14 protein-coding genes are annotated in these 17,101 nt (G+C 65.7%); 2 read left to right on the top strand and 12 right to left on the bottom strand.

What is annotated here, in order from left to right:
- Nucleotides 1-6: 6 nt before the first annotated feature.
- The 10 genes from N2605_RS01860 to N2605_RS01815 all read right to left on the bottom strand — a co-directional run bounded on the left by N2605_RS01860 (nt 7) and on the right by N2605_RS01815 (nt 12,963).
- Nucleotides 7-777 carry an enoyl-CoA hydratase gene (locus N2605_RS01860; RefSeq protein WP_260345668.1) on the bottom strand — a complete coding sequence of 257 codons (771 nt, stop codon included), beginning with the start codon at nt 775-777 and terminating at the stop codon, nt 7-9.
- A gap of 14 nt (nt 778-791) precedes the next feature.
- Nucleotides 792-1,241, bottom strand: a complete 450-nt coding sequence (locus tag N2605_RS01855; protein WP_225147301.1) for a MarR family winged helix-turn-helix transcriptional regulator — start codon at nt 1,239-1,241, stop codon at nt 792-794.
- A 49-nt stretch (nt 1,242-1,290) separates the two neighbouring features.
- A complete protein-coding gene (locus tag N2605_RS01850) occupies nt 1,291-2,952 on the bottom strand; it encodes a tannase/feruloyl esterase family alpha/beta hydrolase (protein ID WP_225147300.1) in 1,662 nt (553 codons plus the stop codon).
- 92 nt (nt 2,953-3,044) lie between these two features.
- Nucleotides 3,045-4,499 carry a GntP family permease gene (locus tag N2605_RS01845; protein WP_128264933.1) on the bottom strand — a complete coding sequence of 485 codons (1,455 nt, stop codon included), beginning with the start codon at nt 4,497-4,499 and terminating at the stop codon, nt 3,045-3,047.
- A 3-nt stretch (nt 4,500-4,502) separates the two neighbouring features.
- On the bottom strand, nt 4,503-5,522 hold the full coding sequence (locus N2605_RS01840) for a patatin-like phospholipase family protein (RefSeq protein WP_260345667.1): 1,020 nt from the start codon (nt 5,520-5,522) through the stop codon (nt 4,503-4,505).
- Nucleotides 5,523-5,630: 108 nt separating this feature from the next.
- A complete protein-coding gene (gene serA / locus N2605_RS01835) occupies nt 5,631-6,875 on the bottom strand; it encodes a phosphoglycerate dehydrogenase (protein ID WP_260345666.1) in 1,245 nt (414 codons plus the stop codon).
- 168 nt (nt 6,876-7,043) lie between these two features.
- Nucleotides 7,044-8,276, bottom strand: coding sequence for a rhodanese-like domain-containing protein (locus tag N2605_RS01830; RefSeq protein WP_260345665.1), 1,233 nt, complete (start codon nt 8,274-8,276; stop codon nt 7,044-7,046).
- 77 nt (nt 8,277-8,353) lie between these two features.
- On the bottom strand, nt 8,354-9,550 hold the full coding sequence (locus N2605_RS01825; RefSeq protein WP_260345664.1) for a PepSY-associated TM helix domain-containing protein: 1,197 nt from the start codon (nt 9,548-9,550) through the stop codon (nt 8,354-8,356).
- A gap of 2 nt (nt 9,551-9,552) precedes the next feature.
- Nucleotides 9,553-11,886: a TonB-dependent siderophore receptor gene (locus N2605_RS01820; protein WP_260345663.1), complete on the bottom strand. Its 2,334-nt coding sequence runs from the start codon at nt 11,884-11,886 to the stop codon at nt 9,553-9,555.
- 192 nt (nt 11,887-12,078) lie between these two features.
- Nucleotides 12,079-12,963 (bottom strand): dihydrodipicolinate synthase family protein, encoded by an 885-nt coding sequence (locus N2605_RS01815; RefSeq protein ID WP_225140562.1) that lies wholly within the window; start codon nt 12,961-12,963, stop codon nt 12,079-12,081.
- 165 nt (nt 12,964-13,128) lie between these two features.
- Here N2605_RS01815 and N2605_RS01810 point away from each other — a divergent pair, with 165 nt between their 5' ends.
- Both N2605_RS01810 and N2605_RS01805 read left to right on the top strand, forming a co-directional pair.
- Nucleotides 13,129-14,541, top strand: a complete 1,413-nt coding sequence (locus N2605_RS01810; protein ID WP_260345662.1) for an FAD-binding oxidoreductase — start codon at nt 13,129-13,131, stop codon at nt 14,539-14,541.
- A gap of 7 nt (nt 14,542-14,548) precedes the next feature.
- The gene (locus N2605_RS01805) at nt 14,549-15,214 is read left to right on the top strand and encodes a GntR family transcriptional regulator (RefSeq protein WP_036014455.1); all 666 of its coding nucleotides are present in this window, start codon (nt 14,549-14,551) and stop codon (nt 15,212-15,214) included.
- A 6-nt stretch (nt 15,215-15,220) separates the two neighbouring features.
- Here N2605_RS01805 and N2605_RS01800 read toward each other — a convergent pair whose 3' ends face one another.
- Together N2605_RS01800 and N2605_RS01795 are read right to left on the bottom strand one after the other, a co-directional pair.
- On the bottom strand, nt 15,221-15,358 hold the full coding sequence (locus N2605_RS01800; protein ID WP_162130853.1) for a hypothetical protein: 138 nt from the start codon (nt 15,356-15,358) through the stop codon (nt 15,221-15,223).
- 160 nt (nt 15,359-15,518) lie between these two features.
- Entirely contained in the window at nt 15,519-17,084 is a 1,566-nt protein-coding gene (locus tag N2605_RS01795; protein ID WP_225151977.1) for an ABC transporter substrate-binding protein, read from the bottom strand.
- Between the last annotated feature and the right edge of the window lie 17 nt (nt 17,085-17,101).

The raw sequence follows: 17,101 nt of genomic DNA, 5'->3' as shown, positions 1-17,101 counted from the left end.
GGAATACTATCCTATTCTGGTGAAATCCGGCGGGCGGCGCTCCGCAAACGCCGTAAACGCCTCACGCGCTTCGGCGGTGCGCAGGCGCTGCGCGAACTGCTCGCCTTCGGCCTGCATCTGCGCGACCAGCGCCTCGCCGTTGCGCATCAGCCGCTTGGTCGCGACGAGGGCCCCGGCCGGCTGGCGGGCGAGACGCTGCGCCAGCGCAAGCGCTTCGGCATCGAGCCTATCGAGCGGCACCACACGGTTGGCGAGTCCCCATTCCAGCGCCGACCTGGCCGGCACGGTTTCGCCAAGCGCGAACATCTCGTAGGCGCGGGCATAGCCGATGCGCGCCGGCATCAACAGGCTGGAGGCGGCTTCAGGCACCAGCGCGAGGCTGACGAACGGCGTCGACAATTGCGCGTTGTCGGCGAGCACGACGAGGTCGCAATGCAGCAGCATCGTGGTGCCGACGCCGACGGCACGGCCCTGCACGGCCGCGACCAGCGGCCGGGTGCAACGCGCCAGCGACTGGATGAAGCGCACCACGTTGCGGCTGCCTTCGGACTTGCCGGCCGCGACGGCCGCGAACTCGCCGACGTCGTTGCCGGCGGTGAACATGTCGCCCTCGCCGCGGATCAGGATCACGCGGGCGGATGGGTCGAACTCGGCGGATTCGATCGCATCGGCGAGCTTGCCGTACATCGCATCCGTCAGCGCGTTCTTCTTGTCGGGACGTGCCAGCGTGAGGGTGAGGACTCCGCCGCTATTCTCGATCCGGACGTGCTCGGTCATTGGTCTGCTCCGTGTTATTCGTCTGAACGTCTTGGAAACTTGTCCTGAATGCTCGTCAGCCAGCGTGCGACGATGTCGATTTCCGCGGCCGTGAAACCTTCCGTCAGCGCCGCATTGACCTCCGCCGCGCTGGTCTTGGCCTGCGCCAGCGCGGTGCGCCCCTTCGGCGTCAGCCAGATGCGAAAGGCGCGGCCGTCCTCGCGATCGGCCCGCCGCTCGACCAGTTTCGCAGCCACCGTCCGGTCGACGAGACCCGAAATGCCGGCCGGTCCCATGTCGAGCGCCGCCCCAGCCTCGCCCATCAGGACGCCATCCTGCTTGCCAAGGATGAACAGTAGCCCCGCCTGCGCCGGCGTCACCGCGCTCTCGGGCCGCGCCGCCATCCAGCGCTGCAGCCGGCGCTGGGCGACACTCAGCAAGTAGATCAGCCGGGGATGCCGAGCGACGGCGCTGTTATTTCGCATGCGAAATAGATAGCGGAACGCAGGCGCGTTGTCAAACGGGCCCTCTTGGTTATGGCGCGCAGGTGAAGCTCGCCGCTTCCGTCACCGGGCCGCTCTTGTAGTGCGGCCAGGCCGGCCAGCGGCACAGCGGCAGCGAGCGCGTCGCGGCAAACGACGGCGCCTCGACCTTCTGCTCCCTGACCTCTAAGTCGCCGGGCGCTTTGCCATTCTCGACCCAGTCGACCAGCACGCTCAGCATGTCGACATTGGCGGGCGCGCCGGAGCCGACATGGTCGACGCCGGGCGCGGTGTAGAGGCGCGCGAACTCCGCGGTCTCGGCCTTGCCCATCTTGCGCTCGACGCTCTCGAAGTAGCGGATGCCGGCATAGGGGCTCTGGGCGTAGTCGGCCATGTGCTCGAGCACGATCAGCCGGCCGCCCCGCGCCCGGAACCGACTGAGATCGGGATCGGTGGAATCCATCAGGCTGGACACCTCGAGCAGCCGCGCCTTGTGCTCTTCCACCTTGTAGGTGGTGACGTCGAGCTTCGGATCGCGCGCGAAGACATATTGGATGCCGCCGGCGCCGTAGATCCAGGCGATGCCGTTGTTCGGCGCGGGCGGCTGCGCCGGCGGCGCGGTGCCGAGCCACCAGGAGACCCAGCCGCCGGTCGGCCCGACCGCGGGGATGTCCTCGCCGGAGACGCCCCAGCCCGGATAATCGTCGAGACCATTGGCGAGCGCGAAGGGGAATTTGTAGGTGGCGTGCAGCGTGTTCACCGCCTTGATCTGTGCATCGGTGAGACACTGGTCGCCGCTCTGCCCGGCCGCGCAGCGCAGCGTCTCGACCTTGAACGCCGCCTTGCAGCCGACGGGATCCTGCACCAGCGCATCGTCGGAGCCGTCGGCCTTGTCGCAAGCCGCGCGCACGGCCTCGCCTACGAGCTTGACCTGCGCCGGGTTGATCCAGCCCTCGCCCATGGTGACGAGACCCGAGCGCGTGCCGGCATGCTGCAGCCCGACCCAGTTGATCACGGGCACACGGGCGAAGATGCCGTCGAAATCGTCGGGATAGCGCTGCGCCATGGCGAGGCCTTCGCGGCCGCCCTCTGACGAGCCCATGAAGTACAGCTTCTCCGGCTTCCTGCCGTAGGCACGCTGCATCAGCCCGACCGCAGCGTCGCGCACCTTCTTGTAGGCGCGATGGGCGAAATTCTCGAACGCTTCGTCGTTCAGCGCAAAGACCTGCGGCGGCTCGCCCTGCTTGGTCTCGTGGCCGGAGTCGGTGCCGTAGGTGACGAAGCCGCGCGCCAGCGGCGAGGGCCTGTCGAAGGGATAGGCCGGCGGCAGGGCAAGGCCCGTGATCAGCACACCGTTGAAGCCGCCGCCGCCATATTGCAGCGAGCGCCCGTTCCATTCGACGGGGAGGTTGACCTGGAATTTGATCGGGGGCGCCTTGGGATCGGTGGGATCGATATGGCCGAGCACCTTGCAGAAGCGCGGATTGGCCGGCGTGATGCGTGCTGACGGCGTCGGCCCGCGCTCGGCCACGGCCAATTGCGACGGCGCCTGCAGGGTCGCGGAATTGATCTTCACGGCGTCAGCGCCGCCGACGAGGCCTTTGCAGACGGTCTCGGCGTCTTCGGCCAGCGTTGCCGCTGAGGCACCACTCGCGCTCATTGCGGCCGCAGTGCCCACCAGCCATGCACACAGCTTCGCTCTGTTGCGCTTCATCGTTTCCACCCGGCTTGTCCTGTTGCGTTCGGCACTTGGCCGCATTCAATGCAACCTTCGCCCGTCCGTCAATCGCTGACGCCGGCTTTCCGTCAGAACGAGCCCAGCGCAGTGCCCAGGGCGATCACCGCCAGCAGCGCCAGGAGCGAGGTCACGATACCGACCATGACGATATCGAAATAGCTGTCGCGATGGGTCAGGCCGCAGATCGCGAGCAGGCTGACCACCGCACCGTTATGCGGCAGGATGTCCAGCGTTCCCGCGCCGATCACCGCCACGCGATGCATCAGCGCAAGGTCGATGCCGTGGCGCGCGGCAAGTTCGACATAGGTCGGGCCGAGAGCATCGAGGGCGATGGTCAGGCCGCCCGACGCCGAACCGGTCAGCGCGGCCAGGATGTTGGTCGCGACGGCGAGCGAGACCAGCGGTCCCCCTTCGATCGCCAGCACCCAGTCGCGCACGATCGTGAACGCCGGCAGCGAGGCCACGACGGCGCCGAAGCCGACGAGGCTGGCGACGCTGAACGCAGGCAGGACCGACGCATTGGCCCCGGCGTCCATGGTCCGGCGCAGCACCGGCAGGCGCGCCCAGTTCAGCGCGATGGTCGTGACGATGGCGGCAGCCAGCGCCACCGCGACCGACCACACGCCTGCGACCGCCGCAAGCGTCGTGTCGCCAAAGCGCGGCTCGGCGAGATAGCTGACATCGAGCCGCGGCAGCACCACCAGCGACATCAACAGGTTGACGGTCACGACAACGACGAGCGGCGCCATGGCGTTCAGCACGGGCGACGGCCGCTCGCTGCGATGACCGTGCTGTAGCTCCGCCGGATCGAACTCGCGGGCAGTCGTCGCGCGCTCGCGCACGAGCTCGTCAGCAGCGGCCTGCTCGATCGCGCCCTCGGCGTCGTCGCCATAGCCTTCCCCGGCGCGGCGCGCCGCAGCTTCGGCGCGATGCAGCCACCACAATCCCGCGCCGAGCATGATGAGCGAGCCGACGATGCCGAGGCCCGGCGCGGCAAACGGCGTCGTGCCGAAGAACGGCATCGGAATCGCATTCTGGATCGACGGCGTGCCAGGTAGGGCCGACATGGTGAAGGTCGACGTTCCCAGCACGATCGCGGCCGGGATCAGACGACGCGGAATCGAAGCGGCACGAAACAGCGAGCGGGCCATTGGAACGATGACGAAGAACGCAACGAACAGGCTGACACCACCATAGGTGACCAGCGCGCCGGCGAGCACGACCGCCGGGATCACGCGGCGTTCGCCGAGGCGCTCCGCCATGAAGCCGGCGACCGACGTCACCGCGCCACTGTCGTCCATCAACTTGCCGAAGACGGCACCAAGCAGAAAGATCGGAAAGAACTGCGCCAGAAATCCCGCCGCGTTCACCATGAACACCTGGGTCAGGTTCGCGAGCAGCGGCTCACCGCCGAACAACGCAGCAATGAGTGCGGCGAACGGCGCGAGCAGCAGGACGCTCCAACCGCGGAAGGCGAATAGGACGAGCAGACCGAGTCCGACGAGGAGGCCGAGGAGACCCATGCCTCAGCACTCCGACAGCAGGACATCGAGATCGGCGGTCGAGCGGCGGCCGATCTCCGCGCCGTGCTCGGCGAGGAAGTTGTCCGCGGCCATGCGTCCCTCGGCGCGCAGCATCGAGACGAACTCCCACTCCGCGTTGAGCTTCGAGGAGGCCCCGAACTTCGCCAGCATGTCGCTCTTGATCCGGTGCGTGCGCATCTTCGCCCAGCGCGCGCCCTCGCCGCTGCCCGGATCGGCCGCCTGGCGCAGCAGCGCGATCATGCGCAGCTCCTTCATCAGCGGCGAGTTGAAGGAGATTTCGTTGAGACGGTTGAGGATCTCCGCAGCCGTCCGCGGTTGCTCCGGCCGCTCGGTCGGATTGATCTGGACGAGAATGGTGTCATGCGCGTCGCTCTCGCGGACCAGCGGCGTGATGGTCGGGTTGCCAGCATAGCCGCCGTCCCAATAGGGCTCGCCGTCGATCTCGATCGCGCGGAACATGGTTGGAAGACAGGCCGATGCCAGCAGCACGTCGGCCGTGATCTCCGCGTTGCGGAAGATACGTCCGCGCCCGGTGCGTACCCGGGTCGCGGTGATGAATAGCTGGATCGGCGAGCGCACGAGCCGTTCGAAATCGATGCTCTCGGCCAGCACCGCGCGCAGCGGATTGTAACCGGTAGGATTGAGGTCGTAGGGCGAGAGCACACGCGACATCAAATCGGTGAGGATGTAGAACGGCGACGTATCGAGGGTCCAGCGCCCCATCAAGCGGTCGAGCAGAGAGCGCTGTAGCGGGCTGAAGGCCGCGGCCTTCGAGATACGACGCCAGTATCGGTCGAGCGCCTCACGCGCCCCCTCGGCGCCGCCCGCCGTCCACCCGTCCGCCAGGACCGCCGCATTCATCGCGCCTGCGGAGGTTCCGGAGATCGCGGCGATCTCCAGCCATTTCTCTTCCAGAAGACGGTCGAGCACACCCCAGGAGAAGGCGCCATGCGAACCGCCGCCCTGCAGCGCGAGATCAATCAGTACGGCGTCCCGTTCCATGGCGGACACTCACGCAACTGAAGCTCAAATTCGACGTGATTGGAACACGTCGAATTCGACCGCAGTGTGGGAGCACCGGCCGCAAGATGCAACCGGAACGTGGGCGGTTTAGTGCTCAAATACCAGCCGCGCCCCGACCGTTCCCTCGAGGCCGCGGATCTGCCGCAGCAGCTCGCCGGAATCCTGACCGCCGAGATCGGCGTCGAGCACGACGTAGCCGAGGTCGCCGGCGGTCTCCAGATATTGCGCGGCGATGTTGATGTCGCGCTGGAGGAAGACCTCGTTCAGCCGCCGCAACATGCCGGGCACGTTGCGATGGACATGGCTGAAGCGTGCACCGGAGGGACGAAGATGCAGCTGCACCTCCGGGAAGTTGACCGCGCCCATCGTCGAGCCGGTAATGAAATAGTCGACCAGTTTTCGCGCGACCTCGCCGCCGATGCGCTCCTGCGCCTCCTCAGTCGACCCACCGATATGGGGGGTGAGGATGACGTTCTCGATGCCCTGAATGGGACTATTGAAACGATCGGCATTCGACGAAGGCTCGATGGGAAAGACGTCGACGGCCGCACCGGCGAGATGACCGTCGCGCAAGGCACGCGCCAGCGCATCGAGATCGACCACGGTGCCGCGGCTGTTGTTGATCAGGAACGAGCCCGGCTTCATCGCCCGCAGCTCCCTCTCGCCGATCATGCCCGCGGTCTCCGGCGTCTCCGGCACGTGCAGGCTGACGACGTCGCTCTGCGCCAGCAGCTCTTCCAGCTTCTCGACCGGCTCGGTGTTGCCGTGGCGAAGCTTGTCGGTGCGGTCGAAATAGATCACGCGCATGCCCATGGCTTCGGCCAAGGTGGAAAGCTGCGAGCCGATATTGCCGTAGCCGACGATGCCGAGCGTGCGGCCGCGCACCTCGCGGCTGCCCGCCGCCGATTTGTCCCAGCCCCCGGCATGGGCCGACACCGAGCGCGGAAAGATCCGCCGCAGCAGCATCACGATCTCGCCGATGACGAGCTCGGCGACGCTGCGCGTGTTGGAGAACGGGGCGTTGAAGACGGGAATACCGCGCTTGCGCGCCGCCGAAAGATCGACCTGGTTGGTGCCGACGCTGAAGCAGCCGACCGCGAGAAGCTGGCCGGCCGCCCCCAGCACCTCATTGGTGATCTGCGTGCGCGAACGGATGCCGAGCAGCGACACGCCCTCGAGCGCGTGCCGCAGATCCGCGCCGTCCAGCGCCTTGGTCAGCCGTTCGACATTGGTGAAGCCGGCGCTCGCGAACAGGTCGACAGCGCTATCATTGACGCCTTCGAGCAGCAGCGCCTTGGCGCTTCGCTCAGGGCTTTGGCCTGGGGCGGACATGGCATCTCCGTAGATGGCAGCTTTGCCTTCGCACATAGACCGCGGGCGGTGCGCAGCACAATAGGGAACGGATACGGGGAGAAGATGGTGCGAGCGGTGGATGTGCCTTGGTGTACCAGGCCCGTCATCCTGAGAGGGTGACGGAGGCGGGCTCGCCTCCTTGGCGCGTCAAATCACATAGAACCCGTGCGTGCCGTCGCGGCGGAGCTGCTCGACGAGGCCGTATTCCCAATCGAGATAGGCCTGCATCGCAGCTTCGGCCACATCGGTGCCTTCATAGGGCCGCCGGTAGCGGTGGGCTGGGTCGGGCTTGGGCAAGGCGGGCGGCGGGCCGACCTTGAGCGCGCCGTCATAGCCGCCCTCGAGCACATAGACTTCCCAGCCCATCTGCGCCAGCCACGACGCCGTCATGTCGGCGCGGACGCTTTTGTCGTCGGTCAGGACGATGCGTGCGCCGCGCACGGGCGCGGCCATATCGGTTTCCTGCACGAGCTGGCCGCCGGGATAATGGCGGAAGCCGGGAAGATGCCCGGCCGCATAGTCCTCGGCACCGCGTACGTCGAAGCGATACAGCGTGCGATGGGTTTCTGCGACCAGCGCCGCCATCTCGTTCGCTCCGATATGGCGGACACCGGCGCGATAGGCGACGTCGCGGGCATTGGCTGGACCGCCCTCGAACGGGCCGATCGCGCCGCGCCTGTCGGCGCCGTGATTGAGCCCGTGCCGCGCCAGGGTCCAGCCGATGGTGCCGTTGCGCAGCGCCCGCACCTTGTTGGGCACGCCGGCATTGATCAGCGATTGCGTGCCGATGATAGAGCGGGTGCGGCCGGCGCAATTGACGATGATGGTGGTTTCAGGATCGGGCGCGGCCTGGCCTGCCCGCAGCACCAGCTCCGCGCCGGGCACGCTGACCGAGCCCGGGATGTTCATGGTCGCATATTCGTCGAAGCGGCGGACGTCAAGGATGGCGATGTTGGCCTTGTCGGCGATCAGCTTTGCCACCTCATCGGCACTCAGCGAGGGCGTGTGGCGACGCGACTCGACCAGCTCACCGAAGGCCTTGGAATAGGAATTGACGTCCTCGAAAACCTCGAAGCCTGCATCGCGCCACGCCTTCAGCCCGCCGTCGAGTGCGCTGACATTGCTGTAGCCGAGTGCAGCCAGACCCTCGGCGCCGGACGCGATGAGCCCCTCGCCGTCATCATAGAGCACGATCGCCACGTCCTTGCGCGGCAGCCGCACCTCGGCCTCGATCGCGATCCGGTCGGCGGCCATGTTGGCGGCGAACAGCGGATGGCCGGTGGCAAAGGCGGCCTCGTATCTGAGATCGAGCAGCGCGATCTCTTCGCGCAGGAGCAGGGCGCGGCGGATGTCGGCGGGGGTGACGGTCGGAAGCTTCATGGCGAAAACCTGACAAGGACGTGCCCACGGGCTTTTGAACGATTGTCGAGGTGTTGGCTAGCCTCTTCGGCTGCAACTCACTCGCCCGGAACGAGCCGCCCAAGCGGCGGCTGCGCCGGGCGCCGCAGCTTGCGGCGCGACAGATAGAGCAAAATGCCGGTGACCGAGAACAGCGGCATCAGGGCCGCGGCAATCATGAAGGCGAGCTTGCCGGGCCAGCCCAGGACCGCGCCGCGATGGATATCGAGCATGTTGGCGATGATCTTCTCGCCGAACGTCTTGTCGGCGTAACGTTCCGTGGAGGCGACCTGACCGGTGACGGCATCGATGCGGAATTCATCGCGCTTGGTGTCGAGCGTCGACTCCTTCCCCCACGACCGGATCCGTATCACCGTGCCGGGGCTGGGCGGCAGCGTCAGCCAAGCCCTGGCGAAGCGGTCGCCCTCCTCACGCCGGAACGTCGTCCACGCCAGGTCGAACCCGATCGGCTGGGCCGGCTCGGAACGGGCCGCCGCACGCGGCGCCTTCGCGGACATTTTTGGCTGCATTTTCGCGGCAGAGACTTCTGGACGCGACAGCAGCCAGACGACGCCGTCCTTGTACCAGTCGAACGAGTACCACAGGCCCGTGAGCGTCATCACCAGATAGACCGGAAGAACCCAGGTGCCGATCACCGCATGCAGCGAGCGATGCAGCCCGCGTCCGCCGAGACCGAGATTGGGCTTGAGCCACATCTTCACGCTGCGCACGCGGCGGGGCCAGCGCAGCACGAGGCCCGAGACCAGCATGACGATCAGGCCGAGCGCGGCCACACCGGTGATCTGGCGTCCCCAGCCCTTGGCATCGCCAGGGATCAGCAGCCAGCGATGCAGCTTCCGAACCGTCGCGAAGAACGCCTCGCCGCGCGGCGCACCCAGCACGCGCGCATCATAGGGGTCGACATAGAGCGAATTCGGCCGCTCGCCCTGCTCGTCGCGCGCGAAGCGGACCCGCACGGCCGCAGTCGGATCGCTCGACAACATGACGGCCGAGACCTGACCGAAATTTTGCCCCGCCCCCAGCCGCGCGACCAGCTCGTCCGGCATCAGCGCCGGCATCTCGCGTGGCACGACATGCATGATGCCGGCGTTGAGATGATCGACGATCTCGTCCTCGAAACTCATGATCGCGCCGGTCAGCGCGATCAAGGCTAGCAGCAGCGCGAGCACCAGGCCTGCGATGGAATGGACCTGGAGCAGGACAGTTTTGATCATGTGCCCGGGCCGCGCGGCCATGGCTAGAACTTCACCGTCGCCGAGAGAGACACCCGGCGCGCGTCGCCGATAGCGACGTTTAAATTATTCACGGCTGAGGGATAGTAGACCGTGTCGAACAGGTTCTTGACGTTCACCTGGTACACCACCGGAAACTGCTCGTGTTTCGTCTCGTAAGTCGCAAAGAGGTCTGCGACGACATAGGACGGCAGGAAGAAGCTGTTGATCGAATCGCCGGGGCGGTCGCCAACATAGCGCGCCCCGCCGCCGAGACGGAGCTGGCCGGGCAATGCGGTGCCGAAGTCGTAGACCAGATAGAGCGAAGCGGTGTTCAAGGCGACGTTTTGCAGCTTCTTGCCGAGCAACGTCAGATCCTCGGAGGCCGTCACGCGGGCGTCGGTATAGCCATAGCTCCCAATCAATGCCCAACTCTCGGTGAGCCTGCCGGTGACGTCGATTTCGAGGCCGCGCGAATGAGCGCGGCCGACGGTGTGAAGCTCCACCACGCCCGCGCTGTTCGTCTTCGTCGTTTGCACATTCTTCTTGTCGAGGTCGTAGAATGCGACGGTCCCGGAGATGCGCTGGTTGATGTCGAACTTCACGCCGGTCTCGTACGACACACCCTCCTCGGGCGCGACCCTGGAGTCGATCACCACGCCGATCGGCGCAATCGTCGAGTTCGGCTTCAGCGATTCGGTGTAGCTCGCATAAAGCGAGATCTGGTCGGTCAGCTTGAAAATCGCGCCGCCAAGCGGGAGCACCTTGTCTTGCGACACGTTTGTGTTGGTGTTGAACGGCTTTCCGCGTCCGGCGATCTGATCGTAGTCCATATAGCGCACACCACCGACCAGTGCGAACCGCTCGGTCAGATGCAGCGTGTCCTGGAAGAACAGCGACCACTGGCCAAGCTTGTCGGTCTGGGCGCTGTCGGGGTTCGACACCCTGGTTCCAGGCCCGATCAGCCCATAGACAGGATCGTAGACGTTGAAGGCGGGAGTTGTCTGCCGGATCAAGACGTCGCGATAGATCGTGCGATACTGACCGTCGCCGCCGAATAGCACCTCGTTGCGCATGTCGCCGAGCCAGAAGCCGCCCGAGACATAGGATGTCCCATAGCTGACATTGCTCAGCGAGCTTCCCGTGCCGTCGTTGCTGCGCGTCTCGACGCCGGTCGTGAAATTGATGCCGGTGATGCGGAGCTGGTTGGCGCTGAAGGTTTCGGTGTTGTAGCTGTAGCCTGCGTAGAGCTTCCAATCCTGGTTGAAGCGGTGCTCGACCGAAGCCTGGATCAGATCGGACGTGCCCCAGGTGTTGTTGAAAGGCTCATCCAGTCGGCGCGTAGCGGGCACGGCCAGCGGCGCCTTCGTCACCGGATTGAACGCGGTGCCGCGGTCGAACGGATAGATGAACTCGCGGTGCTCGTAGTTCAGCTGCACCGTGGTGTCCTGGCCGTACCACGCGAGCGAGGGCGCAACCAGCATCTCACGGTGGCGACCGAAATTCCGCCAATAATCCTCGCTGACGCCGTAGCCGATGAAACGATAGGCGAGCCCCTGGTCGCCGATCGGACCGGTGACGTCGAGCAGGCCGTCGGCACCGGTCTTGGAGGCACTGAAGGCCGAGCCGAGCAGCGTGACCGAGCCGTGCTGATAGAGCTCGGGCCGCTTGCTGATGGTGTTGACGATGCCGCCGGGATCCATGATGCCGTAGAGCAGCGAGGCCGGGCCTTTCAGCACCTCGACGCTTTCGACCGCAGGATTGAGACTGCGGCCCTGCACCAGCGGCATGCCGTTGCGCATGATCGAGCCGTCGCGGTTGTCGCCGAAGCCACGGCGGATCACCGCGTCCTGGCTGCCGGCGAGCGTGTTGGTCTGGGTGACGCCGGAGACGTTGATCAGCGCGTCGTCGATGTTGCGCGGGAGCTGGTCCTTCAGCACCTGCGCGGGCACGACGTTGACGGCCTGCGAGGTGTCGAGCGGCGAGGCGCCGCTGCGCAGCGTGGTCGCGCTCGGCATCGCGCGGTAGCCGAGCTTTGCGGCTTCCTGTGCGGCGGCTACGGCAGCGGCGCGCTCCGACAGCGTCGGCGCCGCGGGTGCGGGATTGCGGCTGGGCTGGCGGCGCGCCGCCGTTTGCGCGCGGCGTGACGACTGCTCCGATGCACGTGCCGGCTTCGGTCGTGGCGCCGGCGCCTCCACCGTCACCGGCGGCAGAGCCGATTGCGCCTGTGCGCTCGTCGTGATGGAGGGATATTCGATGAGCAGCACCGCTGCTCCCATGAGAAGACCTGCACGGCTCTTGCCGGCACGAGTTCGATGGCCGTTGTCACGTTGGCCATCCACGAAGGCACGCACTTTCATTCCACTTCAAGTCAGGAGCATTGAAGTGTGCGCCTGTAACAGCCGCCGCGATCAAGGAGAACCGTAGCCGGGCTTGAATCGCTCTAGTGTTGAATTGTTCTAAGAGGAGGCGGATGCTGAACAGCAATCATGAATTGCCGGTGCACCGCGCATGACACGCTGCACGCGAAATCGTGGCCCGATATTTCACGATCACGCGATGGCGGGAGCGATCAACTCGTCGAGCTTCCGCTTGAACGCACTGCCGTCCGACAAAGCGCGGAGCGGCGGACGCACGCGCAACCAACCTGCATCGCCGGTCTGCGCCGCAAGGATCGCCTTCAGCGTTGCGACAAGGGAGGGCGTCTTCAGCACGACGTCGACCGCCGCCTGCATGCGCGCTTCGACGTTCTTGCCGTCAACCATCGCCTTGACCAGCTCCGGCGCAATGTTGGCCATGCCGCAGATGGTGCCGGCGCCGCCCGCAGCGATCGCGCGGGCGATGTCGGGTTCGTTGCCGACGGTGATGGCGAGCTCGGGCGCGGCGGCACGGAATGCCTGGAACTGCTTGAAGTCGCCGCTGGAGTCCTTCAGACCGGCAACCACTTGGCCGTAGCGCTTGCGCAGGCTTGCGGCGACTGTCGTCGGGATCGCAACGCCCGAGACTTGCGGAATGTGGTAGAGCGAGGCGCGCAGGCGATCGTCGGCAACACCGTCGATGACGGCCGCAAAGGCGTCCTCGATGCCTTCATGCGTGACACTCCGATCGAAATAGGGCGGCAGCAGCAACACGTGGCGCAGGCCGAGGCCGAGCACGGCGCGCGTCAGCGCAATGCTGTCGGTGATGGCCGGAAAGCCGCCGCCGATTCCGATGCGCTCCGCCGCGACCCCGGCCTTGAGCATCGCTTCGATCGTCGCAATCCGTTCGGCGGCGTTGAATGAGGTCCCCTCGCCGGTGGTGCCGAACAGCACGACGCCGTCGACGCCCTTGCCGAAGAGGTGCTTGGCGTGAGAGGCGAGCTTGGCGGCGTCGACACTGCCGTCCGTCGCCAGCGGCGTCGCCGACGCCACCCAGAACCCGCAAATTGCCTCGGCCATCACACCACCCTTTGCTGCCGCACCCGGCCAAGCCGCTGATATCCAACGATCTTTCGCGCTTGCCGAGACCTTGTTTTCACTTTACTTTTGCTCTTGTACCTTACATACAACGTTCATGCAAATCCTCCGCGCCATGTGCGCGGCCAGATCTTGAGGAGGTCTCGCATGGACATGGTGACCCCCACCGGACGCCCCGACCAATTGCTCGGCGCGTTGCGCGACAGGCTCGGCGCGCTGGCAGTGCTTGTTGGCACAGATGTGCCGGCGCGCAATTGCAACGACTGGAGCGCGAGCCTGCCGCAGACGCCACGCGCGGTGATCCGCCCCGTCGATGCGCAGGGCGTTGCCGACGCGATTACGACTTGCCGGCAGGCGCATCTGCCGTTCGTGCCGCAGGGCGGACTGACCGGACTGTGCCGCGGCGCTTCGCCCGAAGCGGGCTGGGTCGCGATCTCGCTGGAGCGCATGACCGGCATCGAGGAGATCGATCGCGCCTCGATGACGATGACGGTGAAAGCCGGCACGCCGCTGGAGACGATCCAGAAGGCGGCCGACGAAGCCGGCTTCTTCTTTCCGCTCGATCTCGGCTCGCGCGGCTCCTGCGCGATCGGCGGCAATCTCTCGACCAACGCCGGCGGCAACCGCGTGATCCGTTACGGCATGACGCGCGAGCTGGTGCTTGGTCTCGAAGTGGTGCTGCCGGACGGCACCATCATCACCAGCCTCAACAAGCTGATGAAGAACAATGCAGGCTATGACCTGAAGCATCTGTTCATCGGCTCGGAAGGCACCCTCGGCATCATCACCCGCGTGGTGCTAAAACTGTTCCCGAAGCCGCGCTCGACCATGGCCGCGCTGTGCGCGCTGAAGGATTATGCCGCGGTGATCGCGCTGCTCGACGCCGCGCGCTCAGGGCTCGGCCCGCTGCTGTCCGCCTTCGAGGTGATGTGGCCGGATTATTGGGACGTGATCACGAATCGCGCCGGCGTGAAGCCGCCGGTCGCCCCAGGCCACGGTCTCTACGTGCTGGTGGAAGCGCAGGGCACCGACGAGAGCATGGATGCGCCGCGTTTCCAGAGCTGGCTCGAGGAGCTGATGGAGCGCGGGCTGCTGGCGGATGCCGCTGTCGCGCAATCGCTGGCGCAGACGCAGAGCTTCTGGCGCGTGCGCGACATCTGCGCTGAATTCGGTCAGGTGCTGGGGCCGCATATCTCCTACGACATCGGCCTTGCGGTGGCACGGATGGACGAGTTCGTCACGCGCTGCAAGGCCGCGCTCGCCGCGGGCATCAAGGGCTGCGAGAGCGTCTATTACGGCCATATCGGCGACGGCAATCTGCATCTCGTCTCCTGGGTCACCGGCCTTTCCGTCGCGCAGCAGCCGAAGGAGGAGATGGACGCGATCATCTATGGTCTCGTCCGCGAGCTCGGCGGCAGCGTATCCGCCGAGCACGGCATCGGCACGTTGAAGAAGCAATGGCTGGGCCATGCGAGGAGCGAGGCCGAGATCGCGCTGATGCGCGCGCTCAAGGCGGCGCTCGACCCCGATCACCTGCTCAATCCCGGCAAGGTGATCTGAACGCACGATGCGATCGCTCAAGCTCGATACGCCGAAATCGCTGTCGCAGCGGGTGATGCTGCGGCTGCGCCAGGCCATCATCGACGGCGAGTTCGCGTTAGGCGCTGCCATCTCCGAGGAGATGGTGGCCAATTCCTTCGGCGTCAGCCGCACACCGGTGCGCGAGGCCATGGGCCAGCTGCAGGCGCAGGGACTCGTGGTGATCCGACCCCAGGTCGGCAGCTTCGTCTTCACGCCGAGTGCGGACGACATCCATGCGCTCTGCACCTTCCGCATTGCGCTCGAGCCCAAGGCCGCCGAGCTCGCCTTCCGCAATGACCGCGACGGCGCGATTGCGTCCATGAGCGCGGCGATCGCGGCGATGGAGCCGGCCGTCGCGGCAAAGGACAACATCGCCTATGGCCGCGCCGACACCGCTTTTCACGAGGCGCTGTTCGCCCATTGCGGCAACCGCTATCTCGCCGAATCCTATCAGCTCGTCTCCGGCCGCGTCGCCGCGCTGCGCACCAATCTGACCTCGCCGATCGACGTGCGCACCCGCACGTCCTTCGACGAGCACCGCAAGCTGCTCGATCTGTTCGCGCGCGGCGAGTTCGCCGCCTTCGAAGGCCTGATGACGACGCACATCACGAATTCGGGAATGGTCTATGCCACGGCGCTGAAGGTGGATTGAGCGCGTCTACCGCTCCTCCTTCGATCCCGGCCTGTCCAGAAAATCCAGCGCGGTGTTGATCTGCTCGAGCTGGTGCTCGATTCGGTCGCGATCCTCCACCGATGGCGCCTGTTCGAGCTGTTCCACCAGCTTCTGCTTCCGCATCAGCAAGTTCTCTATGACCGTACCCACGATTCCCCCATCGCCAGAGGCGACGTCACGGACGCCGAGACGATGGAGGCGCGCGCAACCCGGGCCCGCGTCGAACCCTCCATTTGAATGTTGCTGGGAGCGATTGGTTCCTCCGGCGCCGTGCCGGATCGCACTACTTCTTGGTGATGTTCCAGTAGACCGGGACCGCTCCCTTTACGAGGCCGTCAACGTTGCTGCGTACCGCCCGCACCAGATAGAGCTGTGCAGCCGGCCAATACGGCACATAGTCGACGGCGCGGAGCTGGAGGTCGGCTGCGATCTTCTTTTTCTGCTCGGGATCTGTCGCCAACGCGAATTCGTTGCGCAGCTTTTCGATCTGCTCGTCGCAAGGCCAGCCGAACCAGGCCTTGTCGCAGTTTGCGCGCAGCCCAAGGTGGCCGACCGGCTCGAACATGTCGGCGCCCGTCGGTCCCGACATGAACAGTGACCAGCCGCCCTTGTCGACGGTTTCCTTGGACGCGCGCCGTCCGACCAACGTGCCCCAGTCCATCGCCTGCGGCTCGACCTTGAGGCCGATCTGACGCATCAACTGCTCGGCAACGAGGCTGAACGTATTCGTGGGCCCGCTTTCGGTCGCATGCAGCACCACGACCGGCGTACCGTCATAACCGCTCTCGGCAATCAGCTTCTTGGCTTTTTCGATATCGGGCTTGGTCCAGCCGGCGGCCGTGAAATAGGGTGACGAGCACATGTAGAAGCTCGGGCAGCTCTTGTAGAGCTTGGGGTCGCTGACATAGGCTCGCGCGAACTTGTCCTGGTCGATCATGTAGCTGATCGCCTGCCGGACCTTTGGATTGTTGAACGGCGGGACCGAAATGTTCATGCGGAACACCATCTGCATGCCGAGCGTGTCCTGCGGCATCGTCTTGATGTCGGGATTGCCGGCAAGCGTCGGCAGGAAGTCCGGCGGCACCTCCTCGAAAATGTCGATCTCGCCGGCCTGGAGTGCATTGAGCGCGGTCTGCGCATCCGGGATGTAATGCCATTCGACCCGGTCGACCTTGGCGAGCTTACCGCCGGCAAGCCCGTTCGCCGGCTCCGCGCGCGACTTGTAGGACGGGCTCTTGACGTAAACGACCTTGGAGCCCGGAACCCACTCGTCCTTCTTCATGATGAAGGGACCCGAGCCGGTCGCATCCGTGATGGCGGTGTCCGCCGGCGTCGCAGCGATCCCCTTCGGCATGATGAAGGGCACATTGGAGCTCGGCTTGGAGAGCGCCTCGATCACCAGCCCCCACGGGCGCTTGAGCTTCAGTTCGAAGGATTTTTCGTCCTTGACCGTCAGGCTGTCGCTGACGGAGGCAAGCTGTTGGCCAAGGCCATCGCGCTGCCACCAGCGCTTCAGCGATACGACCGCATCCTCCGCGGTGACCGGCTGGCCGTTGCTGAAGGTCAGGCCGCCGCGCAGCGTGAAGGTGTAGGTGAGTTGATCGCTGCCGACCGCAAAGGACTCCAGCATCTGCGGCTGCGCGACGAGCTTCTCGTCCAGTGAGAACAGCGTGTCGTACACCATATAGCCGTGGTTACGAACCATATAGTCGGACGTGATCACGGGATCGATCTGCTTGAGATCGCCGAAGGGGCGGATCTTGAGCACCGTCTCCGCAACGGCAGGCGATATTGCACCCAGCCAGCCTGCCGCCATCATGACCGCAAATATTCCGTTCGGCGATCTCATTTGATACTCCTCCCGTT

Source organism: Bradyrhizobium yuanmingense (assembly GCF_025200905.1).
In the GTDB taxonomy this organism is placed as follows: Bacteria; Pseudomonadota; Alphaproteobacteria; order Rhizobiales; family Xanthobacteraceae; genus Bradyrhizobium; species Bradyrhizobium yuanmingense.
Note: the sequence above shows the minus strand (reverse complement) of the source record. Positions and strands in the feature narration are given on the sequence as shown.